This window comes from Rhodococcus qingshengii JCM 15477, from assembly GCF_023221595.1.
Classification (GTDB): Bacteria; Actinomycetota; Actinomycetes; order Mycobacteriales; family Mycobacteriaceae; genus Rhodococcus_F; species Rhodococcus_F qingshengii.
Genome location: NZ_CP096568.1, coordinates 264970 through 288399, shown reverse-complemented (window position 1 = coordinate 288399; position 23430 = coordinate 264970). Strand labels below are relative to the sequence as shown.

At 59.6% G+C, this 23430-nt stretch carries 20 protein-coding genes and 1 pseudogene; 10 read left to right on the top strand and 11 right to left on the bottom strand.

What is annotated here, in order from left to right; all coding sequences use genetic code 11:
- Positions 1 to 234: 234 nt before the first annotated feature.
- From M0639_RS34905 to M0639_RS35365, 4 genes and pseudogenes are all read right to left on the bottom strand, one after another.
- A complete protein-coding gene (locus M0639_RS34905; RefSeq protein ID WP_248671253.1) occupies positions 235 to 1215 on the bottom strand; it encodes a DUF4192 family protein in 981 nt (326 codons plus the stop codon).
- Between the two features lie 212 nt (positions 1216 to 1427).
- Positions 1428 to 2351 carry a DNA-processing protein DprA gene (locus M0639_RS34900; RefSeq protein WP_082893315.1) on the bottom strand — a complete coding sequence of 308 codons (924 nt, stop codon included), beginning with the start codon at positions 2349 to 2351 and terminating at the stop codon, positions 1428 to 1430.
- A gap of 584 nt (positions 2352 to 2935) precedes the next feature.
- Positions 2936 to 3388 carry a hypothetical protein gene (locus M0639_RS35370; RefSeq protein ID WP_486970054.1) on the bottom strand — a complete coding sequence of 151 codons (453 nt, stop codon included), beginning with the start codon at positions 3386 to 3388 and terminating at the stop codon, positions 2936 to 2938.
- Positions 3389 to 3769, bottom strand: a pseudogene (locus tag M0639_RS35365) (DUF3560 domain-containing protein); the annotation flags it as partial.
- A gap of 447 nt (positions 3770 to 4216) precedes the next feature.
- On the opposite strand from M0639_RS35365, the gene M0639_RS34890 reads away from it, so the two are divergent.
- Positions 4217 to 4735, top strand: coding sequence for a hypothetical protein (locus M0639_RS34890; protein ID WP_052416914.1), 519 nt, complete (start codon positions 4217 to 4219; stop codon positions 4733 to 4735).
- Between the two features lie 71 nt (positions 4736 to 4806).
- Here M0639_RS34890 and M0639_RS34885 read toward each other — a convergent pair whose 3' ends face one another.
- The 7 genes from M0639_RS34885 to M0639_RS34855 all read right to left on the bottom strand — a co-directional run bounded on the left by M0639_RS34885 (position 4807) and on the right by M0639_RS34855 (position 15667).
- Positions 4807 to 5436 (bottom strand): HAD family hydrolase, encoded by a 630-nt coding sequence (locus M0639_RS34885; protein WP_228232972.1) that lies wholly within the window; start codon positions 5434 to 5436, stop codon positions 4807 to 4809.
- A complete protein-coding gene (locus M0639_RS34880; protein WP_064075534.1) occupies positions 5436 to 6047 on the bottom strand; it encodes a hypothetical protein in 612 nt (203 codons plus the stop codon). Before M0639_RS34880 ends, M0639_RS34885 begins: the two co-directional genes overlap by 1 nt.
- On the bottom strand, positions 6047 to 11341 hold the full coding sequence (locus M0639_RS34875) for a telomere-binding protein (RefSeq protein WP_228232974.1): 5295 nt from the start codon (positions 11339 to 11341) through the stop codon (positions 6047 to 6049). The genes M0639_RS34880 and M0639_RS34875 overlap by 1 nt, the downstream gene beginning before the upstream one ends.
- A gap of 256 nt (positions 11342 to 11597) precedes the next feature.
- Positions 11598 to 11900 carry a hypothetical protein gene (locus M0639_RS34870; protein WP_042446037.1) on the bottom strand — a complete coding sequence of 101 codons (303 nt, stop codon included), beginning with the start codon at positions 11898 to 11900 and terminating at the stop codon, positions 11598 to 11600.
- Between the two features lie 450 nt (positions 11901 to 12350).
- Entirely contained in the window at positions 12351 to 13157 is an 807-nt protein-coding gene (locus tag M0639_RS34865) for a hypothetical protein (protein WP_156525101.1), read from the bottom strand.
- On the bottom strand, positions 13154 to 14116 hold the full coding sequence (locus tag M0639_RS34860) for a ParA family protein (RefSeq protein ID WP_064075538.1): 963 nt from the start codon (positions 14114 to 14116) through the stop codon (positions 13154 to 13156). Before M0639_RS34860 ends, M0639_RS34865 begins: the two co-directional genes overlap by 4 nt.
- Positions 14117 to 14938: 822 nt before the next feature.
- Positions 14939 to 15667: a hypothetical protein gene (locus M0639_RS34855; RefSeq protein WP_082893316.1), complete on the bottom strand. Its 729-nt coding sequence runs from the start codon at positions 15665 to 15667 to the stop codon at positions 14939 to 14941.
- An 894-nt stretch (positions 15668 to 16561) separates the two neighbouring features.
- On the opposite strand from M0639_RS34855, the gene M0639_RS34850 reads away from it, so the two are divergent.
- The 9 genes from M0639_RS34850 (at position 16562) to M0639_RS34810 (ending at position 23256) form a co-directional block, all read left to right on the top strand.
- A complete protein-coding gene (locus M0639_RS34850) occupies positions 16562 to 17062 on the top strand; it encodes a hypothetical protein (protein ID WP_156525102.1) in 501 nt (166 codons plus the stop codon).
- A 5-nt stretch (positions 17063 to 17067) separates the two neighbouring features.
- Positions 17068 to 17775: an SAF domain-containing protein gene (locus M0639_RS34845; RefSeq protein ID WP_064075539.1), complete on the top strand. Its 708-nt coding sequence runs from the start codon at positions 17068 to 17070 to the stop codon at positions 17773 to 17775.
- Positions 17776 to 18265: 490 nt separating this feature from the next.
- On the top strand, positions 18266 to 18616 hold the full coding sequence (locus tag M0639_RS34840) for a hypothetical protein (protein ID WP_197486220.1): 351 nt from the start codon (positions 18266 to 18268) through the stop codon (positions 18614 to 18616).
- On the top strand, positions 18613 to 20304 hold the full coding sequence (locus M0639_RS34835) for a TadA family conjugal transfer-associated ATPase (protein ID WP_064075541.1): 1692 nt from the start codon (positions 18613 to 18615) through the stop codon (positions 20302 to 20304). The genes M0639_RS34840 and M0639_RS34835 overlap by 4 nt, the downstream gene beginning before the upstream one ends.
- Positions 20304 to 21191 carry a type II secretion system F family protein gene (locus M0639_RS34830; RefSeq protein WP_011133360.1) on the top strand — a complete coding sequence of 296 codons (888 nt, stop codon included), beginning with the start codon at positions 20304 to 20306 and terminating at the stop codon, positions 21189 to 21191. The genes M0639_RS34835 and M0639_RS34830 overlap by 1 nt, the downstream gene beginning before the upstream one ends.
- On the top strand, positions 21188 to 22090 hold the full coding sequence (locus M0639_RS34825; protein WP_064075542.1) for a type II secretion system F family protein: 903 nt from the start codon (positions 21188 to 21190) through the stop codon (positions 22088 to 22090). Before M0639_RS34830 ends, M0639_RS34825 begins: the two co-directional genes overlap by 4 nt.
- A gap of 227 nt (positions 22091 to 22317) precedes the next feature.
- Positions 22318 to 22551, top strand: a complete 234-nt coding sequence (locus tag M0639_RS34820) for a hypothetical protein (protein ID WP_054186639.1) — start codon at positions 22318 to 22320, stop codon at positions 22549 to 22551.
- Between the two features lie 107 nt (positions 22552 to 22658).
- Positions 22659 to 22805: a hypothetical protein gene (locus M0639_RS34815; protein WP_156525103.1), complete on the top strand. Its 147-nt coding sequence runs from the start codon at positions 22659 to 22661 to the stop codon at positions 22803 to 22805.
- Between the two features lie 25 nt (positions 22806 to 22830).
- A complete protein-coding gene (locus M0639_RS34810; protein WP_046380341.1) occupies positions 22831 to 23256 on the top strand; it encodes a TadE family protein in 426 nt (141 codons plus the stop codon).
- Positions 23257 to 23430 lie beyond the last annotated feature (174 nt).

The following is a 23430-nucleotide window of genomic DNA, read 5'->3' as shown; positions in this document are numbered from 1 at the left end:
CCTTCGGGGCCGTAGTTCCGGGCTGCGCCCGGAACCGGAAGGGCGCGGGCGGCAAGCCGCCCTGATGACGGAAGTCCTACTCGCTGCGCGCCGGACTCGTGGCTGCTTTTCGTTGTGGCAAAAAAGATTCCAAGAGAAGGCGCGCACAAAAAATGTGCGCGCCGTTTTTGGTTGCGCCGCAATCGAAAGTGGTGGTGCCATCCTTTGGCTGATCGGGACGGCACCACCGAATCGTTATCTTCCGGTTCGAGTGCTCGCTGTTACCGCCGCCGTGCGCAGTTGGTCCCAGAGCGCCGGATTCATTCCGAAGTCGAGTGCGCGCTCGAACAACTGCCCGAAGGAATGAGCCGGATCGAGGGTGCGCCCGACGATGAGGGCCTCGCGAGAAAGCGCCGCATGACGCGCCACCCAATGGAATATCGCGCCGATGATGATCACCGGACCGGCAAGGTTGGCGGGCAGTAGTGCCCCTACTTGCCGCAACATCTCAGCGGCGGCATCGGCGTTCTTGTCCGTCACATGTACGAACAACAGATCACGGACAGTCGCATCGTGCATCGCGGCCGCGATAAGCGCTGCATGTTCGTCCGTGACGACGATTCCCCCGTCATTCTTCGCTCGACCGATATACGGCGCTAATCCACTGGTGAACGCGAGTTCGGCTGCCCCGCGTGGATCCATGGCCGCCAATTTCACTCGCTGCTGATCGAAACCTTGCGCGACCGTTGCGGCGCGCTCTGCGCCGAACTGAGCCGGTTCGAAAGCTGCGCGCATCTGCGCACGAGTCTGCAGCGTGGCCACGCCGAGTGACTGCGCCTCCAACACGATCGGATGCGACCGCAAATCCATCTGGTCACCGGCCTGCAACGCGAGCGATCCGACGCCGTGCCACCGGCGAACGACACCCTCGGTGAAGACGTACACCGGTGTAACCGCATCCGGTCGGAACTGCTCGAACACCTCACCCACAGCATCGCCACGCTCAACCGGCCCGAACACCACTACCAACATTTCGCGGCACTGGGCGAACGGAGTGGCGCCCTCCAGATTCGCCAGAACTCGCCCCGACTCGACATCAGTCAGCTTGATCATCGCAACCGGCATCGGCTCGAGATCGAGGGCGATCACAACCACCTCATCGACAGGAATATGACCGCCGAGCGCAACAGCACCGGCAACGCAATCGGACGGCGAAGACAAACGAAAAGTACTCACAGGTAACCCCTTTGGGTCGTGGGGGTGCGCTGGTGAGGCGCACCGGACTAGGACAACACCGATGACACTGCCACATGCCTCCGACAGAAAGAGCCATGAACGGCGGTGAAATGCCGCTTGCCCTCGCCGTGCCGGGGGCAGGGCGAGACGCGAGAAAGGCCCTGGTCCAGAGGGTGCGGACCAGGGCCTTCCCCGCGTCTGCGGGGAGGGGTTTAGGCGATCGCGGCGACGACGTCCGCACTATTCGTCACCAAGGCAGCGTGACCCTCCCTGATCGCTCGGTGACACCCTTCGGAGGCGGCCGAGGTCACCGGACCCGGTACCGCCAGCGCGGGTCGGCCGAGCTTGGACGCCCACGTCAAAATGTCACGAGAACCGCCGCGCCAACCGGTCTCTACAACCACCGACGCCTGAGACAGGGCGGCGATCAAGCGATTCAGCGCGAGCGAACGATGCCGAGAGGGGACTGAGTGTGTGGGCGGGTACTCACTGACCACAAGGCCGCCATGCTCCGAGATGTCTCGGAACATTCGCTCATGTGCAGCGGGATGAGCCCGGTCGATGCTTGCTGCTGTGACTGCGATCGTCGCACCGCCCACTGCCAAGGCAGCACGATGTGCGGCAGAAGCAATTCCGAAGGATCCTGTCGAAACGACAGTCCAACCCGTAGCGGACAGGTCACCGGCAATCTCGGAGGTCACATGTTCGCCGTATGCCGTCGACGCCCGGCTTCCCGCGATCGCGATCATGCCCCGATCGGAGTGCAGGGAACCAGTGCCGAGGACCCAGAGCCCAAGAGGGCTCACATCATCCCCGTCTGCGCCGGTGAGGGCGCTAAATCGTTCGCGTGGCCACTCCGCGTCGTCGGGAGTGACGAACCGCCCGCCGAGATGCTCGGTGACCTCGAGGAACTGCGCGGCCCGATCGCCTCGCCGTAGATCCTCAGATCCCAGAGGCAATCCCTCGACGGGCACTCGGTCCCTAACAGCTGCTGCAGCCTCTTCGACTCCGAGCTCCTCGACCAAAGCGACCAACGCCGCGGATGGCCCGTCCGAGACCACGGACAAAAATGCCCACGCCTCACGCCTGCTATCGAAAATTGCACTATCGACACTCGGTACTGAAACAAACACCACGACAGATCCCCTTTGAGTGGGAACAAGGTGAGCTGGTCACGCTCACCGAAAACGAACTAGGACAGCACAAACACTAACCGACAGCACCGACGGAATTGGTCCGAAATGCCCCTGACCCTCGCCGTGCCGGGGGCGGGGCGAGACATGGAAGAAGGCCTGGTCGCGCGGTTGCGCGACCAGGCCTGATCCATGGGTGGTGGCCGGCGAATCCTCGGGATGGCGCAGGCTCCGCTATATCGCAGCGACGCTCTCCGCTGTCATGGCTCCGACCGCAGTGCGCGCTAGTAGCGAATTGGTTCGCTGTGCCTGTGCGATCCACTCTGACTGTTCACTCTCATTGAGTGACAACCATTCTCGCGACGTCAACACTGCGCAGTCGAGTGCTGCAACAACCGTGATTGGTGTGAGAAGCCTCCAAGCGGCTAAACGATAAACATCGGCGAACTGTGCATTGACCGGAGGCCACTGCGCATCTGGGTGCAACCTCGAAAAGGACTGCGCTGCAACGTTCTCCACTGCCGCAGCAACCGGGTAGTGCCGAGACTGCCGAAACTCTCCGCTGTGGATTTCTGTTCGATGATCACTCATGAGCAGGTCTCCTCTGAGACGGTTCCGGCCGCCGCGGTCTGCGCACCTTCATCGCGACGTTTATGCCCGCTGAGCTTGTGATACGGCATGGTGTCAGTCCAACTCCCCCCGACTATGGAAGGAATCGTCACAGACTTTTTGTTGACCCGGACAACCGGGTACCAACCTCCGGACCACTGGACGAGATCGCCCTTCGAGATCGTGTCAGGACCGTAGTTCGTCGCCTTCCCGGACTCGATTTGCTGAGCCCGGACCGCTTCCCAGTAACTGATCTGGTCCTCGCGCTTGGCGATCCTGCCTTCTAGCAGTTCCCGGTAAGCACCTTGCGCAGGTGGGAACTGCTCGACCTGCTTGGTGTCGCCCAGGACAAACAACGTCCGTTCATGTCCGTCGCGCTCGCGCTGGTCCGCCCGCTGATCGGCGTGCAACTTGTCGATGCGGTTCTTCACCGTCACAGGGCTGTAGCGAGCCTCTGTAGTCGCAGCTGCGGACTCTGCACGTCGTTGCGTTTGCCGTGCATCATTCTGGGCGGAAACTGCCTGACCTAGCCGCCTGTGCGCCGTATCGAGTGCTCGGCGATGGCGCTGTTCGGAATGATGACCGATCTTGATCGGCTCTCCCCCGGGAGGCAGCGCTTCGACCGCGCGATGTTCCGCCTTCCACGCCTGTTCCGCTCTATCCGAGCGGCGTTCCGCCTTCAGTTCGAGTGCAGCGACGCGCTCCGCCTGCCGATCGATGCGATCGGCTTCAACCTCGACCGCCGGCCTAGCTGTGGCATCGATTGAAATCTCGACCTCGAAACCCTGCGCCCGTAAGGCATCTGCCGTCATGTCGATCAAGCGAACACGTGGCGCTCGATCGCGACTCCCCCGCATTCCCCACATCGCAATGCTGCGAAACCACCGCCACCCGTGCGCCCGTAGTACCTCGCCGGAACCGTCACCGCGGGAGGTTCCATCGATCAACGTGCCATCAACCGCGCTGTGCGAAATCGTCAACATGCCAACTCCAAAATAACCGGTAGAGGGAGGATGGTCAGTCCGCCCACACTTCACTAGGACACTGATCATTATACTGCCTGACCTGCTAATATATGGGAAACTTTCGATGAAGATGCCCCTGACCCTCACGGTGCCGGGGGCAGCGTGAGGGTCAGGGGCAGCGGGCGGTAGGTTGTGTTCGGAACCCCGCAGTTTCGGCCCCTAGCCGACATGTGTGTGTTGAAGTGGATGAGGGTATTGAAACGGCAGTAGTACAGAGGATGAGGATCCGCACCGATGACGCAGCAAGAGCCGTGGCGCAGGATCTCCAACCCTGTTGATTTGCCGGCCTTTAGCGGTGCCGCCGACCTGCGAGTGCTTGATGCAGAGGTTTTCGAATGCATCCTTCGTGACCACCTGATTCCTCGATCCTCAGAGCGAAAGTACAACGCGCACTGGCGAAACTTTTGGAATGTGCTGGCTTTCGACGATGAATTGGCGGATCGGGCGACGGCCATCCTCGAAGACTTCGTGGATCAAGCTAAAGCAGCTCTCGACGCAGGAGAGTTGGATGACAAACAACAAGGCCGCGCCAGGAAATTCATCGACAAATCGGTCATGGCGCTCGACCGAATCGACAAGGCAGAGGATGCGCCTCTGGCCTGGATAGGCGAGCGGGCAGCACAGTTCAACCCGCGATCACGCGAGGTCATAGAAAAGCTCGTCCAAGCGATCGCGGAACACCGCAAGACTTTGGACAACGAAAAACTCTGGCGAGTACTCAGACGCGTGGGACTGGACCCGGACGCACGCTGACCTCTCATTGATCGCGGCCTTCGCACTGTGGCGGATTCTCCAATACGTCGGTATCGCGACGGTGGGTGGTGTCAGCGCAAAGCCGCGGCGACAGCGAGCTGCGAAAGATCCACTACTGGACCGTCTTCAGCCCAGACCTGAGTCCTACCGACTGTCAGGATTTCGCGAGAAGGCAGCACACACCACGGTTCGACACGCGAGAGCACCTCATGAACGAGAACAGTGGCGTGGAACCGTGTCGGCACAGTAGTGACGTCGAGCAACTCACCTCGCCGCCGCAAATCGGCTGTCGATCGAGCAGTGCCGTTACTGATCACCACTTGCCGAAGCGGAAGACCGCGTAATGCGAGTACTCCAACGACGTGCGGTTCCAGCCAACCTTGTTCGCGCCATGCGGAAAGGATCCCTCGCCCCTTGGGCAGAGAGATCTTCATGATCGCTTCACTCGCATAATCAGCAGCCTGTTGTGATCGTTCCTGGGTGTCGGCCGGCGGGCGACACAACTGCAGAAGTCTGGTGTGCGGAATCGCCGCATTCTGGCGATTACTGCCCGCCATCCATCGCTGGACGGTGCGAACACTGACGCCGGCCGCATTTGCGACGGCAGCCGTATCGACGTGTCCGGTGGAGGTACGCCCGTAGCAGGTCCCCAACATCGCTTCGAGGCGCTTGCGCGTCCAACGAGGGGCCGCAGGAGCCATCACGGGCGATCGATCCCCATCTCGTCGATGCGTTCGAATTCCCAGCCGGCGACATACTGCTCATCGGCATGGTTCGTCATCCACTTGGACACACCTTCATCACCGTTCTGCTCGAACGCAGACCACATTGCTTCGACATCGGCGGGGGTGAGTTCGAGTTGGATCTGGCGGCCCCGCTTGTAGGTCTTACCGGCGGCGCTCGGACCTTGATGACCACGTACGCGAAGGTGACCACCCCGATTTGCGAGTGCCTTGCCTTTCGACGTCGCTCGAAAAGATGCCAGCGCAGCTTTGCGTCCGCGCTGCGTCGTGGCCGCTTGCCGTGATTTCTTTGCCAGTTTCTGCAACGTGTCGGCTCTGGGTTTACCGATCCGTTGGTGTCCCTCTGTCGCTACCCACCGCTGAACCGTACGTTGTGTTACCCCAAGGTCTTTGGCTGCATCTGCAGTGTTGAGCCCACCTCGCTTGTTGAATCCGTACGCAGCGAGCAACAGTCCTCGAACGTCCGGAGCTCCTCGTCCCGGCGACACCGACGCACCGCTCCTTCCGGTGAGGGCACCGAAGATCGTCGAGCGGCGGCCAGGATCTTTGTTCGTGTTCTTACGTGCCATCACTGATCACCGCCGACGGCGTAGTCCGCGGCATTCCAATCCAAATGGAGTTGGTCTTTTCCTCGGTAGCCCTTGCCAGTCAAGAACTCGACCTGATCGGCAAGCAAGGCTGAGCCTTCCCATTTGTACTGTCCGAACCCGCGACCTAACGTCTCTTTCTCTCCAGGCCAGGAAGCGATCGGATCAGGATTGTCGGAGACGTACAGAACGGTGTCGTTCGAGATGGCAACTGGCCAACGGCCACTGGCCTTACCGATCTTCACCACCCGACGGAGGATATTCGCCCTGGCCTTCGCGATGATGTGATGGCGCCGCTCCGGCGCATAACCTGGCCGACCCTTCATGAAATCGCTACTGCCGAGCATGCCCAGAGTGCGCGTGTAGACAACCTTGAGCTGATCGCGGGCGAGCTGAGCATCAGGATCATCGAGGTCCAACGCCGAACGCGCATCCCGGATCCGCTTGTACCAAGGATCGAGAACTCTCCCGTGCTCGTTCCACACATACGCCTCGAGAACTTCCGGCTCATATCCGAGTTCGAGCGCATACTGCATGGTCGGCGTTGTCACCCATTTGGGCTCGTTAATCGAAAGCCCTCTCGGGTTCAAAGGATTCGGGTACCGCCAGTCCGAGGATTCCGGAATCTCGATCTTCCAGTAACCGGGCAGAGACTTGTCGAAAACGGCACCGGCTTCATGATGCTGCGGATCTCCAATTCCGAGTTCGAGACTGGCGATGCCCGCGGCGTGGGATCCGCCTCGGTCATACGCGTGAATAAAGAGATGCTCGGCCTCATCTGCAGTCAGGGGCCGTGACCAGTCGATATCAGTTTCGGTGTTACTCATCTGAGACGGCGGAACCGGTTCTGACGGTGCGAAAACCGTGTCTCGTTCCCGCGAACGAGTGCTGATCATCAGATCGAACCCCGTAGTAGACGCAGACATTGCCCATGGAAACTTCAACGCATCGGCGAACGTCGCTAAGCGTGCCGCCAACACTGCCGGCGTCGGCGCATCGGCGAGGATCGGCATGTCCAATTCGTCCTGACCCATTGCCGAGACGAACGCTACCCAGACACCGCGCTCGTCGCCATGCCACACTCGAGTCCACGTACCCAGACGATCACCGAATTTTCCGCCCAGAGACCAGCCTTCCTTCAAAGCCTCAGTCACGAAAGGGATTCCTGTAGTCAACGTGCGCATTTCTTCAGCACGTTTACGCGGGTCATCTCCGAGAGCCCCTGTCTCGATCCCGAACCGCCGCGCCATGGTATCGGTCACCCAGATCTGCCCGGGTTCGCTCCACCGATCATTCACTGCGGTACCGAAGTTCTGTGCCCGGATCACTTCAGCAATGTGCCCCACATGAAGGATCGGGCCGGGGTCGATAACCTCACCGCTAGGTAGCCATAATCCATCGACGTCGAGTACCCCCGCCGGCCCGGCGAAGTGCCGTCGATCCGCCGCACTGCCTGTTGTCTTCGGGTGGAATCTTACTGCGCGACTTTCGTTGGCGAGCGTCGAAGTTCTCCCTGAGTTTCCGTCTGAAGGTAGGGATATTCCGGACAGCGGCGACATGTTTTCCACCATGTCATCGCTATTCGGAGATGAAACAGACAGCACCGCACGAGTTTTGACCGTGCTGTCGAGCCAGCACTCGATGTGCATCGGGCGCTTTTCGAACGCGAAGGGTGAGGTGAGTCCACACATCGAGCACGGTGCGGCCGGGAAGATCGGTTCGGCGACCCCTCTGCAGCCTTCCGAGTCGTGATAGCTGGCCACCTGCTCCTCCTCGGCGATAACAGATTCGTTCAAGTTCTGCGTGTGATCGGGCAGGGAGGACTGTAGGTCATGACCCCGACTGGATTTCGCTGACAAAATGTCTGAAAGGTGCGAGAGATGGTGTACCTGAGAGGGGCGGGGTATGGGGCTTTCGTCTACAGGTCTGCCGCTGCTGCCAGGATTTCTTGTGTCATCCGATCCTGAAGGGCCGGTTCCGTCGGAATCGGAGGGACCTGTTCCGTCGGAATCGTCATCGCCAAGTACCTTCCACAACCTCAACGCGGTCAATCGCTGACGCCGATCTTCACAATGGATAGTGCGCTGGACCGTGTACCTAGGCGTTTTTCCCGCGCGTTCTTCGCCGATCAGGATCCCTTCGTCGTACAAGGCTCGCAGTGCCGTGCCTCGGTCGATCTGCGGAGCATCCGACATCGACTGTGCTGCTGCCTTGAGAACCTGCTCGAGAGCAGTCGATTCCACGAGCAACTGCGCTTCCCCATCGCGTGGCGTCGGATCAGTGAGCACGTAGCCGAGGCGGATTCCACGCGCATCCTCGCGATATTTCTTCACGTCCTGAAATTCGCCCACAAGTGTCCGTCGCCATCCCAACCTGTTAGCCAGCGGAAACATAGGAGCCTCGCCGGTCCGAACATCGTCGACATACGCCAACCCGGTACGTAGGGCATGGGCGATCAGCTCGCGAACCCGGGCGCCAGTGCGAGAAGGCAAATCAGGATCGGCGGCCGCGGTGATCGCGTCGCGGAGCCCGACATGGACAATCTCGAGGGTCTGATCGACTTCTTCCTCTGTCAATGCGCCCACGTCGAGTAGGAAACGGGTCATAGCAACCCAACCGCCCCAGATCGCGCCCACGGCTTCGGCTTGGCGCACACTCTCTCCACTCGAGCGCAGAGACTCGGCATAATGTGCAGCCGCTCGAGACGCTATTTCGCGAGTCTCGTCCAAATGACTGGCCAGATACTGCAGGAAGCTGGCCATCAACAATGCGCGGCCATGCCGACTCTCGTCCCGGTCGAGAGTGATGAGCTTGTCCAACTCGATCTCATCCGCTTGCAGCGGTACTGCAAGCATGCGCTGCGCTCCCGATCCGGGACGAGGCATCACCTCGGACGTGACAACAGCTGACGCGCGAGGGGGTGTGCCATCGAGAATGCCCAAACCATCACGAGTGGAACGCGATCGAGATTCTCCGTTATGCACCATGCGCGCGAATTCCTCGAGGGACTTCTGAGCGGCACCCCAATCCCGAGTTGGAGCCACGTCATCAGCCCAGTAGAGCGCATCCTTCGCCGAATTCAGTTTAATCCGAAGGGCGTTGAGAGTGTCTCCATTACCCGACATGGACGACGCTGGCCGCCGCCGATCCCACAACTCCCCCCAATGATGCATCGCGATGGATGTCAAAGACGTCTTGTACGAGCCCGGTGAGCCCACGATCAACAGCACCCACGGGTTCGGACCGAGAGCAGATCGATAGACGTGCCCGAGCAACGTCGCGGACACACGCGAGGGAAACTGCGTCAACATCGAGCCCGAATGCGCCAAGAACGATTCTCGGATCCGCGCTGCATCTCGAATCGGTGCAGGCAGGTCGTAACGAGCCAAAGGCCCACTCAGCAATACCGGAGCCACACGTGCTCCCTCACCACTGATCGCACCTCCGGCATGCACAAAGAACCACTCCCCTTCCGGGGTCTGCCGCCATCCCGTGGATCTGAACCGAACGGTTCGCGCGATCGTCCCACCGGCGACCTTGAGTGCATCACGCAACTTTGCTATTCCGGAAGGGCGTGAGTCGTAAGCGGGCGGACCAGGCAACGATTCGACCCAACCACAGTCGCGGTAGTCGAGCGCAGCGATTCGCAGCCGCATGAATTCCCCGGTGTCTGGATGCGTGTAACCGATTATTACCGCTGAAAGTTGCTTGGGCGCAGGAGGATTCGCCTCCTTCTGTCCGACAATTCCCTCTCGCCCCATCAGTTTGGGCAGGTCGATGTCGAACGACTCGTCCTGAGCCTCCAGGTATTCCATTTCGACGATGCGGGCATCCAAACCCAAGACGAGTTTGGCGCTCTCTTCACCATCTTTGGTCGTTGTGATCTCGACCAACTGCATATCGACGATCCGATACGTCGGCGCTGAAATCGCCGAACCGCGCTGAACCGTGGATCCTCCAGACGCGGCAGACACGCCGGTTTCGAGGACACGCGCAGATCCAGACGGCGGACTAGCGGCCTGCTCTTGAGTTGCTGGCACTTCATCGGGATCAGGATCCTGCAGCAACGGCGGTACCGGAACCTGAGCGATTTCATGTGCCCCACGAGCTGCATTGCGCGCCAGACGCCAGGCGGCCACTGCCTCGTCGGCCGCCTGACCTGCCCACTCACTGCCCTCCGTTGCGGCCTGGAGACGGCAACGATCAACAGCTTCACTCAAACTTTCGAAGCGAAGTTCCGATTCCAGGGCCCAACGCTTGGCGCGCTTGAACGAGAGCTGTGAATCACTTGCATCAGTGATCAATGCGACGTGAGCATGAGCCTCCGCTGCCGCCTTTTCGACAAGTAGGTGCTTCCCGCGCACCGCACCCGCGTACGCGTGCGCCGCGACCTCGCCGGCATTGACGGGGATGAATCCGCCGAATTCGTCGTGCCCACTCCACTGCCCTGCCAGTACGTGATCAGAGAAATCGCTCTTGGGCTCAAGCGTCGCCGGTAACAGCAGTTGTACGTGCGCCCCCACTCCCCCGAGCAAGGACGCAAGATCGATGCCCCGATTCCAACCGGCATCGTCGCGATCGAGAACGATTCGAACGGTGACCCCGTGAAAGATCTCTGCACACTCAGGAGGAAAACTGCGCCCACCTTGCGCATTGGTCGTAGCGACAAGACCCAACTGTTCAGCGGTGTCGACATCCTTCTCGCCTTCGAGGAGCCAGACAGTTTGCCCAGTATCGATTGCCTCAAGGATTTGAGGCAATCGATAGAGCACCGCGCGGAATTCGTGGGGTTTCTGCTTGACGCGCCGACCGAGAGGAGAAATGAAAACTTGCCGAAACTGCTTGTGCCGACCCAGCTCGCAGCTGGTGCACTCTTCCCGAATCACTTCCTGGACGAGCTTGCCTTCTTCATTGACGTACGGGTACGCAGTGACATGCACCCATTCGTGATCAAGTTCACGAGCTGCAGATTTCGTCGCAATCGGCTTGGGGAGGGCGCCCAGCTTCCCTCGGCGTCGGCCGGCAGTCCGCTGACGTGCCGACCGCCCGGCGAGGACTGCGGTGGAACTCCCAGGAGGAAGGGGTGTATCGAAGAGGTCTGACGTCGAGATTCCCAGAGCGTCGACTATGTCCTGCGCGCTAGCGGAGCAACCATGGCACTTGAGCAGGATCTTTCCGCCTGCACCATCATCCGTCCACGTCACCGACAGGGACGCGTTGACGTCCGGATGAACTGGGCACCGCGCTGAGAGCTGCGTGGAGCTGCGCACCTTCATTCCACCCGAGGACTCAAGTAGTCCTCGAATGTTCTCCATCGACCACATATGGCCGCGGCGCGCGGGCAAGGTCATCATCTGGTACCGACGGGTGCGTATGTCACAACGACACGGCCCACAAAGGTGGCCTCCCCAAGCGGGGTTGAGCTACCATGAAGACGCACCGCTCCTTTCACGGATCGAGCGGACGGAAAATTCGAGAAAAGCCCCCCTCCTGCCGCCAAGCACGGGGGGTTTTTCGCTGTTTAGGTAAAGATCATGTCCCCACCATCCGTAGTTGCTGGGGTCGAGACCGTCGTTCCACAGCTGCAACCAAACGGTCGACTTGGACATTGCTAGATGCGTACTGGCCGGGATCGAGGCGGTGCAACGACTCCGGATCAAGCTGAACGATGATGTAGTCGGGCACGTCGAAGCCATGAACGAGAGCAAGGACGAGTACTGCGTAGTCGCCAGACGGGAGACCGATCTCCCGGGCGCGTTGCTCGTAGACGTTGTGTTGACATTCAGGCGCCCGAGTTGCAATGAACCCGCGCGGCCCCTTGTGTGGACGTGCCATAGCGCAACCTTAGATCCAATTCGTATCTGATAGCGATTACCCCCATTTCCGGGTGTGTCGCGTGCTGGTGTCGAAACCATGGTGACAGCTCACTCGCCTTCCTTTGATCGCCAGGTATCCCGTCCTCAAAAGAGAGGAGGTCCTTGGAGATCACTCCTGTGACCGATCCCGTCGAAGGATTTTTCGTGAGTCTGCTCCGGGCTCATCACATCTCCGCACTCACAGTCAGGAGATGACACGACAGATGTAGCCAAACGAAACCCGAATCCCTCTACGCGCGAACCTGGGCGCAAAAGTGTGGGGAGCATGGGGAGCGAGACGAAGTTGCAGGTCAATGCACCTAAAATGCTCCCCACACGAGTGGGGAGCATAGTGGGGAGCGAAGTGGGGAACGAGGAGAAAGACGTAAGTTCAAACCAATATTGGAGAAGGAACTACTCCCGCACAGTCCTACTTCGGCCTGGTACCGAGATGGATTTGCAATGCAACCGCTACGACGACACTGCGCGACGGTGCGCCGAACTCCGCGACTTTCTCATCGAGCCAGTCTCGCTGCGCTTTTGTAAACCGCAACTGAACCTGGATTCCACCTCGAATCTGAGGCGACTTCCGTCGCTTGGGCAACGAACTGAATGCACCAGCTTGTTGGCTCTTCGCCGACCTCTGCCTCAGGATCTCCCCTACTTCGCCGATCTGTTCGTCCAAAGCGACTTCGGCGACCTCGGCGTACGTCCCCCCGATCCGCCCCTTCTCAGCCTTGAGCGCCGTAAGAGTGGCGCTATCGATGTAAATCGGCATGTTCTCGACCGCGTCGACATCATCCGGCGCGTCATCGACATTCGTCACCGGAGTGGATGATGCGGCCTGCTCGGCGGGTTTCACATCACCTGCGCCCTCCGGATCGGCCGACGGCGCGGCCAACGAGGACATCGGTGACTTCGCCGGCTGAAGGGCTTCGACAGGATGCGTTTGAGAGGCGCTGTCCGAACTACTCGGTGCCTGCGTGTTCGACGAGACCTTCGGATCTGGCGGGGTTTCGGAACGCTCTGGCTCTTCCGGCATCGGCATGTCTGGTGCTGTGGAATCAACCGCGGGCGACGTCTGCTCAGCGGTATCGACAGGGTCCACGGGAACTGGTGGCCGCGGCGCTCGCGTCGGCGGAAGCATTCGAGCCAGCCCCGCTCCCCTGCGCCCGGGCCCACTCGGCGCGGAAAATGCGTCCTCGAGGCTTTCACGCGCGACTTTTCGTGCGCTCACGACACTGCCTCGACTTCCTGATTGATCTCGGTCAGTTTGCCGATGATTTCCATCGTGAGCTTTTCGTAGTCTTCTGCGAGCCCAGTTGCGTTGCGCGCCAAAAAGTCTTCTTCAGGCTTAGTTCCTGCTCGAAGTGCCTTGAGGCGGCTCTTCTGCGCGGCAGCAGCTTGAGTTTCGAGCTCGTGGGCGAGGATGCCGTGGCGACGTAGGTCGAAGCCGGCCGTTTCCAGGTAGCGGATGTAGGTATCGAAGACGGGAGCTGATTCCCCGATAATCTCGTAGACAGAGTCTCGAACTGCATCTTCGAGCCGAGATGATCGGGACCCGATGCCGAAGAGGACGACGCCGGCGAGGCGGAGGTCCGGATTGACGCGTCGAGCTCGTTTGAAACGCTTCGCAATACGAGTGAGACCGTCAAGGCTGCCTTCATCTGCCCGAGTGGGGATTACCACGCCTTGGCAGCACGCCAGAACGGCATCGAGGATCATGACGTCGCCCGGAGGGGTGTCGAACAAGATCAGATCGTAGTTCGCCGCGATACCGGAAAGGGAACGAAACAGCAGGTCACCTAATGTTTCGGGCTCACCGTCGTCGTCGCTATGCGACCTGTTGGCACGTGAAAACATCAGGCCCTGGATATCGGCGAGCGTGGGGCCACCGGGAACTACGTCGAGACCTGGCCGGACATCCTTGAGCAGCGGGGGCTCAGTGCCGGTGATGAGCGCATTGAGCAGGTCTTGGCCGTCGGCTACGTCGTACCCGAGGTCGCGGGCGAGGTTCCCCTGAGGGTCAAGGTCGAGGATGAGGACTCGCCACCCACCAGCGGCTGCAAGCCCGCCACAGTTGGCGCTCAATGAGGTTTTCCCTACCCCGCCTTTGCCGTTCGCGAAGGCAATGGTGTTGGGAATCTGCTTGTTGAATGCAGTTTCGGAAACGGCTGGTGCGATGTTCTGTGCCATTTGGTCACTCCGACGTTGGTTAGGTTCCGGATGAAAGGTGTCTGCCGATTTTCACGCCCCACAACGCGTAGGACATCGCGTGTGATTGATGGCGGTCATTACGGGGTGTATTCACGCTGCAGTGCACGCAGGAATTGTTGCCCGTAAGTGTGCTGCATTCCCTACGTGATTCGCTGCCTGCATACAGGTAGTGAATCACGGGTGAAAACTACTTGCAAGTCATACGTGAAAACACGCAGGTAAACACGGTGGAAATCACGCCAGAAACCATGCCGGAATTATGGCGGGAAAGTGGGCGTGTGTTGCCGTAAGAACCGATGCCTGGAACTGTGCCGGAAGCCTCGCCAGAACCTCCGGCGGAAGGAGCGAGGGAACCACTACCGGAAACATCGGAGGAAATCGCACGTGAAACGACAGTGGAGTTGAGGCCAGAGAGGCCAGGAGAACAACTGCCGGAAACCGCAGTAGTCGAAACGCCTCAAATCTCAGTGGAAGACGTGCTGGAAGCCGGGCCAGATTTGAGGGCGGAGGCGACAGGAGAATCCACAGAGGAACCCGAGGCAGAAGCTGCAACGGAACGCGTGACGGACGTCGTGCCGTAATCGGGAGCGGATACTGCGGGAGAAAGATCCGAAGACGTCACAGCCGTAGTCAGGCCGAATTCCACCCAAATCGACCCCCCATATCTCGCAGACAGGCCGCCGTCGTCCAACGCGGGCACGAATTCGCCTTTTCCCTGAACAACGGAATTGGTGCCATAAACGGCGGTATAAATCCGCTTGAACGGCAGTTTTGTCCTAGATACTCAATGGGGAGTTTGTCCTAGATACTCAATGGGGAGAACTGCTGGCGTGGTGCGCGACGCGGATCCCCGGCTGGACCGCGATCGTGCCTCTGACTGTTGATCCGATTGCTGAGTCCGACCTCGGTCGTCGTATGCAACGCGTGAAGCAGATCTGATATGTGGACGTGCGGCTGTAGCTCGACGACAAGGTCGACGAGTGTGTCCTCAAGGAGCTCTTCAGCAGCTCGATAGAGCTTCCACAGCTGGGATAGTTCCCACGCGAGAAGTAGGGGGCTGGCGAAGAAGAATCCAGCACACATCTTCCGGATCCTGCGCACTTGAGGATTACTGAATTGGCCTGCAATACGAGGGTCGCCCCAACGTGCAAAGTACGAGCTGGTGGAGCAGTCCACAGCGCTTAGATCTAGCAGTGCGGCGATGCCTTCGCAATCGCTCGTTCCTAAGCCGTTTCTTGCCTCCTGGAGGGCAAGGCCGAGAGCCCGTTGACACGTCGTTGTGTACTCGGAAAGGGTGAGGCGATATACCTCAAGTTCACGCAGATCGGCCACCGTTCGGAAGTCTTGACGTCCTCCGGTGAATTCGGTAGCAACCAGCAGGGCTTCGGTGCCGTCCCAGCGGAACTTGGATTGCTTGTATACCTGCCGATGCCATGCCAGATCATCGATCCAGTGCGCAGGTTCCATGCGCGTCGAACCTAGCGGCAGGGGCATGCCGTCAATGATCGCAGCATTATGGGCCTCTGTCACGAGGAGTCTAGGTGGGGAGGAGTCGGCTATGGGTGACCAGTCGACACACAGTCGACACACAGTCAATCGACGGTCGGTGGCCTACAAGATGGATTGCAGAAGGCAACCGGCGGGGCAGTGAAAGTGAGATGTCGCTCAGATGAGGCCAATGTGGTCGAGTAGTAGTGGGCGTCTGGTGAATAGATGGTGGGCGCTTGGTGGCTCTGTGGCGAGGCTCCCGTTTGCAATGATATGAGACGCATATGGGGCACCCGGCGGCCTCATGGGGGCCTCATGAGGCCGAGTGGGGGCAAGAGGCGAGCGCGAATGGCAGGGTCGTCGTTCCGCGACACGAGAGCAGTCGCCTTCTTGGCTGCGGCTGTAGGAGAACCCGATACCGACCGAATAGGGACCGAAGTCCCATCTGCGTGAATTCGTATGCGGTTATAGAACTTTCAACAGCATTCCGTGGGGCCGGGGTGCGTCTATGTCGCGATATTGAGGGCTCAAAGTTCGGCGAGAGGGGTTCGTGCAGGGTCAAATCGCAGTAGTTGTGACGGACATTACACAGGTAATAAAACCCCGTCCTACCACCGACTTGCCAGCAGTTTGTGTTCTGCTACGAACCGCGCGGTTTATTATCACTGTCGGATAACCGCAGGTCAGATTAGTGTCCTTGCGAAGGTTTACCCGCTTTGCGCCATTTCCCTGTGTTCGGTGGGTGACTGACGTGTTCGTGATGTAACTGCCCGCCGCTATACCTAGTCGTGCGGCACAAGGTCGGAGCCGCGCGACACACGGCCGAAGCGATAGGCGGATAAAGATGATTGTGCGATCAGGATGTGTTCACGCGCCTCAGGGGCAGCCTGAGCGTCTTTCATTGCCCGCCCAGGGAATCAGTCGAGGGGGAGTGCGATGAGCGCTCCACGGGTACCTGAGCAGACACTCGCCCAGGGCGTCTCTATGGTGCGACGCCGGCACGAATCTCTCGAAGCCGATTTCGCAGCACCAGCGAGCGCTACTGATCCGGCACCCGAGGACGACGATCTCGTCGATCCTGTCGTTTCGTCGAATGTCCATCTGCCCACTGCAATTGCGACGCAGCTAGCAGAAGCACGAACCGTACGTCGTCTGACCAACGGCGAGTTCATCATCGCAGCGATCGAAGCGACCCACGACCGGCTCAACGACTTCATCCACCCGGGGGGTGTAGTGGGTGGCCGACTTTTCAAGGCCAGGGGAGTGGGATCGACATCGCCGTCCAAAGTTCCGACCACGCCTGTTGCCTACTCCCTTCGCGCTTCCGACTTCGAAGTGCTCGATGAGCTGAAGAAGGATTTTGCCGCTCGATCCAGAAGCCAACTCATCACTGCGGCACTCACTGCGCACTTCCAGCTTGAGAACGAAAAGGACTGAAACCCATGGTTTTCGAAAAAATCCGCACCACAGCAAAGTCCAAAGCCATCGGGGAAGAGGCTGATCCGGACAACCCGACTGTCCGACGGACTTCCGACTTCACCGCGACTTCGAGGACCAAAGTTCGTCGTCGACCGGTATTCCTCGCGGCCGGGATCGCACTGGTAGTCGTGTTCGTCATCGGCGCTGTAGCTCTGGTTAACGGAATGCGTCAAGTGACGAATGTGCTGGTGGTGTCACAGGACATCGCACAAGGGCAACAGATCACCTCACAAGACCTCACGACCAAACAAGTCAACGCCGATGCTGGAATCGCCTCCGTCGCAGTAGAAGACAAAGCCACCGTGGTCGGACAGGTTGCAGCCGTGCCAATTCCGAGCGGAACCGTTCTTAACCCCAACGCGATCACTTCCGCCGTTATCCCCACCAAGGGCCTGACATTGGTCGGTGTCACCGTCAGCTACGCGAAACTGCCCGCCGAGCCGCTCCGCGCCGGCGACATGGTGCGCATCGTCGACACACCCCGCGACCAAGATGACTCCCCAGTCCAAGGCCCCATCACCAGCAAAGCGCAGGTTGTTTCCACAACTCTCATCGAAGCGACACAGGAAACCACTGTGGACGTGCTGGTGCAGGCGGACGAGGCGTCATGGGTATCAGCTCGCGCAGCGACACGACGTGTCGCGATCGTGCTCGACACCAGAGAGAAGTAGTCAGATGTTCGTCGTACTCGCCTCGGCAACCGGCGCTCCCGGTGTCTCGACGACCGCTCTTGGACTCGCTCTCAGCTGCGAAAACAGCGGCGTACTTTACGTCGAAGCGGATCCCGTCGGCGGATCACCGCTCCACAGTGGATATTTCAAAGGAGCAATGCGCCGAGGACCCCGCTCCCTGATCAACCTCGTAGAGCCTGCGCGCCATGGAAAAATTGGCGAATCGTTCAGTGCCCAGTCGCTGAACATCCCAGAAACCAATGTGTGGGCCGTACCGGGTCTACGTACCGCGTCTCAAGCTGATTCCATGGCAACTACCTGGGGACCTCTCGGTGCTCACCTTCGTGCAATCGACAGGCGCGGCGCCACAGTAGTTGTCGATGGCGGACGTCTCGGGCATCGATCAGGACCGCACGATTTGATAACACAATCCGATCTGATTCTTGTGGTAACTCGTACGAGTCCAACGGCTTTGGGATCACTCAAAGGCGTGCTCGACCAGCTGCGTGCGCAGCTGCGCGCCGTCCGGTCACCGGCTGCTATCGGGCTGGTGGTGATCGAAGACAAGTACTACAGCGCTTCGGAAATCGGCAAGGCGCTTGGAGTCGACGTCGCCTTTACTCTGCCTGATTCACCCAAACACGCGAAAATCTTCTCGGAGGGGCACGAGCTCACAAAGTTTCAGCGAACCCAGTCCCGTTATCTCCGGAACCTCGAAAGCGCATGGCCAAAGATGCAGGCATACATCGAAGAACACCGTCCCGAATGGGTGAATCCTTCCCGGAATCAGCCCCTTCCTGGCAGTCAGCCTGCTCCCGCATCCATTGGAGATCCCTCATGACCGATCGGAACGAACAGGACCCTGCACGTATACCGCTGTGGCTAGTCCTCAACGAGGTCGACGAATCCGATGCCTTGGCTATCGACCATCAAAGCGCGTCGGACGTGCGTGGCGTGGACAGCGGTGAGTCCCACCATCTCGACTCAACCGGCGCGCTTCACACGCAGCATCGAAGTAACAGCGCGGCCGCCAGCCTCCTCAGCGCAGCAGGGCATGGCAATGCCGTACACACGGCAACAATGTCCGAGCCGGCATGGACGCCGCCTCCCGCCACTAGCGAGATCGTCAAATCTATTGACTCCGCAGGTAGCGCAGTTGCGTACCGACGCCTCGTACGCAAGCTCGTAGACGAAGCCTCGCAGGAACTCAGTCAGGTCGTCGCTGCCCGCAAGCACGACGTCGAGTCAGACGAGACCGCCGATACCCTCCTGCCCTATACGCAGGAAGAAGAGCAACACAAGGGTCGGGAGATCATCGCCGACAAGGTCAAGCGGTACATCACGTTCGGAATCGAAAGCGGATCCGGGGCGATCGATGCCGGCGCTGAGAAGCAGCTCGCGCAAGACGTCTACAACACGATCTTCGGTCTGGGTCCGTTGCAAGTCCTCGTCGACGACCCGACGATCGAAAATATCCTTCTGACCGGCACGAGGGTCGTGGTCATGTATCCGGATGGGCGGCTTCAGAAGCGTCCAAAGATTTTCGATTCCGACGAGGAACTCATCGACTGGTTGATCAACCTCGGACAGCGATCTGAGGGCGGCGGACGCACCTTCGCCGTCAACAACCCGCATTTGAGATTGAACCTCCCAGGCAATATTCGCCTCTCCGCGATGGCGTGGACAGTCCCCGAACCGCACGTGGCGATCCGCCTGCACCGCCTCAAGGACATCACTCTCGACACTCTCGTCGGATACAAAGTGATGCCAGACCTCCTCGCGAACCTGCTGGCAGCGATGGTCATCGGCGGTGCATCGATCGTGACTTCAGGTCCCATGGGCTCCGGAAAGACAACCCTCACCAGAGCGCTCGCGAACGCCTTGCCGCTCGAAACCCGTATCGGCACAGCCGAAACCGAACGAGAGCTCTTCCTCCACGAGATGCCCGGACGAGAAGACTTCATCGTGCCGGCCGAGGTGATCACAGGTGGCGGTGAACGCGACTCGACGACCAACGAATTCAAGGGCGCCACCGACCTGTCCGCCATCCTCTATGCATTCGTGCGCATGCAACTCGAACGAGTCATCGTCGGCGAGGTCGCCGGCAAGGAGATCATCGCCATGTTCAAAGCGATGCAGATGGCGAAAGGCTCGCTGTCCACCACACACGCTGACGATGCCAAGGGTGCGATCAACCGATTGGTTACCGTCGCACTCGAAGCCGGCGTGACCGAGCGCTACGCCATTCGCCAGGTGGCTGCCCATATCAACCTGATCGTCCAGCTCGACACTGCCTATTCCACCAACGACGCCGGCGAGCGCGTGCACACCCGCTACATCAGCGAAATCATCTGGATCGAGCCAGGTGAGGACGGAATGCCCGCGGTCTCGACAATCTACGAAGGAATCCCTGGCGGCACAGGCGAATACGGGACATTGCCGCCGAAACTTCGTCGCAAAGTCATCGAGGGCGGATTCCCTGAACAGAGCATCCCGCGCCACTCACTCAGATTCGAGGAAGGGTACTGATGTACACATTGCTCGCAATCCTTCTCGTTCTGGTCCTCCTCGGAGGAATCGCGCTCATCTACAACGGATGGAAAGACAGGAGGGACCCCACCGCCCCACAGCGACATCGCCGATCCCCGATAAAGATCAGCAGGAGAAACAAGATCCTGCTCGTCGCCGGGGTACTCGTCGGCGGTTTGACCTGGATGGTCAGTGGTTGGTTCATCGCGCTGCCGCTCGGACCCGTGATCTTCGTGGGCCTGCCGTTCCTACTCGGGAAACCAGCCGCCGAAGGGGAAATCGCGCGCCTGAATGCAATGGAAGAGTGGGTGCGCAACCTGAGCGGTGTGCTGGCCGTGGGAACTGGAATAGAACAGGCGATCATCGCGACGCACAAGGCAATGCCCGAAGCGCTCACCACCGAAATCAGTCGACTCATCCAACGCCTACGCACCAACACCCCGATCATCGACGCGCTTCGCGGTTTCGCTGACGATCTGGACGACGCCACAGGAGACCTGATCGTCGGATCACTCATTCAAAGCGCCGCCATCCGAGGATCCGGTCTGACAGCAGTGCTCGATCGACTCTCGAGGTCGGTGGCCGAAGATGTCCGGAACAGACGAGCCGTCGAAGCAGCACGAAAAGGCAGTCGGACTACTGCTCGGTGGGTCACCATCATCACCATCGGATTCACCGTCGGCCTGTTCCTTTTCACCGACTACATGACCTTCTACAAAACTCCTGCGGGACAGCTCATTTTCCTCGTTCAAATCGCAGGTTTCATCGCGTGCCTGTTGTGGATGAAGAAGCTCATCCAACCGCCGAAACTGTCGAGATTCCTCGGAACAACCCGGCAGAACTCGAGCGCGAAAAGCGAGAGCTTCATCGAAGGAGTCCTGTCATGACGTTCCAAATTCAAGCGGCCCTGCTGGCGATCGTTCTTAGCGTCGGACTGATCTGCCTTTTTCTCCGATTCGCCCCGGCGCAGGCGTCGCTCTCCGATGTCCTCGACAACCTTGGCGCGCACCGATCGAACGAGGCCCCCGACGAAGCCTTCGACGACGACTCCATCCGTGGGAAGGTCGGAACGCGACTTTTGCCGTACACCACAGACTCCACGATCCTCAGAATCCCGCGATCGGATCTGGCGATACTCAAGATCGGGATTCCGTACTTCCTCGGCGACAAGGTCCTCTCTGCGCTCGTCGGATTGTTGTTCTTCCCTGCACTGAACCTGATGCTCACAGCCCTCGGACACGGGCTTCCCTGGGGAATTCCGACGATCCTTTCGATCGCCGTCGCCGGAGTTCTCTTCATCACCCCCGATATCGATGTCCGCAAAAAGGCAGCCGCCGCCCGCGAGGAGTTCAGCCGCTCTCTCGGCGCCTACATCGAGTTCGTGGCCCTCAACCGCACAGGAGGCGTCGGTGCTGTGCAGAGCCTCGAACGTGCAGCTGCCGTTGGAGATTCCTGGGTCTTCCGACGGCTCGACGAAGAGCTCATGCGGGCTCAACGTTCTGGTCAGGCTCCGTGGGATACCCTCACCCGCATTTCCGGTGAACTCGAATTGCCCGACCTCGCCGACCTTGCGGACATCATGACTCTGACAGGCGAACAGGGAGCGTCAGTCGCAGTCACACTCAGCGCCCGAGCATCTGCGCTTCGCAACGCTCAACTCTCCGATGAACTCGGCAAGGCCGGATCGGCAACGGAGAAGATCCAAGCACCGCTTGCCGTCCTCGGAATCATTTTCATGGCAATGCTATTTATCCCTGCCTTGTCCAACATTGTTCTCGGTTCATAGCCATGGCAACTCTTCAATTACCTACTGAAGGCCGTAACCGCGACCAGAACGCAAACGCTCCACCAGCACATACCCACTCTACGAGCAGTACCTGCCATCACCCCCGAGATAACCTGCAAACGCCAAGTTTCTGTCCTTCTGAAAAAAGTTTTACTCGGACGGTCACAGCGGCACACGAACCGCACCTCTTCTCCAGTAGAGGGCAAAAACAAACAGGAGGACCAAAAATGATCACCAATTTCGCCCACCGTGCTCAGCGCGCAACCACCGTCACAACACTTGCCGGCATCGCGATGATCACAGGCTTCCTCGATCGAGCAGGTGGAACCGCCAAACGACGTTCGGATCGTGGTGGAACGCTCGAACAGGTCATCATCTGGGCTGGCGTCGCAGCCCTCGCAATCGCGGCAATCGCCTACATCGGTCCCGTTGTCATGCGCTACCTCAACCAAATTCAGTAAACGAGGCGTACAGGGGTGGATCGTCGACAGCCTCCTGACATGACGATCCACCCCTCGACAACGAAACTCGAATCTCCTGATCAAGCGATATAGAAGGGTGCGCTGCGATGACTCTCACGAACCGCCACCGGCACAACGACGGAGGCAACATCCTTCGCTTCTGGATCGTCTCCGCCGCAGTATGTCTCTTTGCCCTATTCGTCTTGATACAACTCGGCCCGACGGTGCAGAAATACCTCGCGACCATCGTCTGACAACGCACCACAGAAGGAGGGCACTATGCAGCCATCCACGGCAACCCCACTCGCGCGCTTGCGATCTCAGCTCAGCAGCGACCGTGGTGGCGTCCTTGAAACTGTCATCATCTGGCCGGTCGTGCTCCTACTGTTCTTCGGTGCCGTCCAAGGAGCCCTCTATTTTCATGCGCGCAACGTCGCGATGAAAGCTGGTGAGGAAGGTCTTCGCCAAGCGCGATCCCAGTTCGGCACATCGGCGGCCGGCACAGCGGCCGCGTACGGATTCATCACGCAGACAGGAGCGACGGTACTTCGTGGTCCTGCCGTCTCCGTGACACGCAACCAGCGCGAGGCCACCATCCGAATTGTCGGACAGCCGATTTCACTCATCCCATTCCTGAACCTGACCGTCAACATCGATCAGAGCGCTCCGGTCGAACGCGTTACCAACCCGGGAGACCCCTGGTGAGCGGCCACCGTCCGGAAACAGACCGGGCAACGGAATCCATCAGACCCCGTGGAGGAGAGGTCACCGCAATGACGGACTCAGAGCGATCCGGGAACGGAAAGACGACCGACCGAAGTCACGTGAACCTTATAGAAGCAACCGTTGTGGTCCTGTTTGCCATAGCCGGCACGGCTG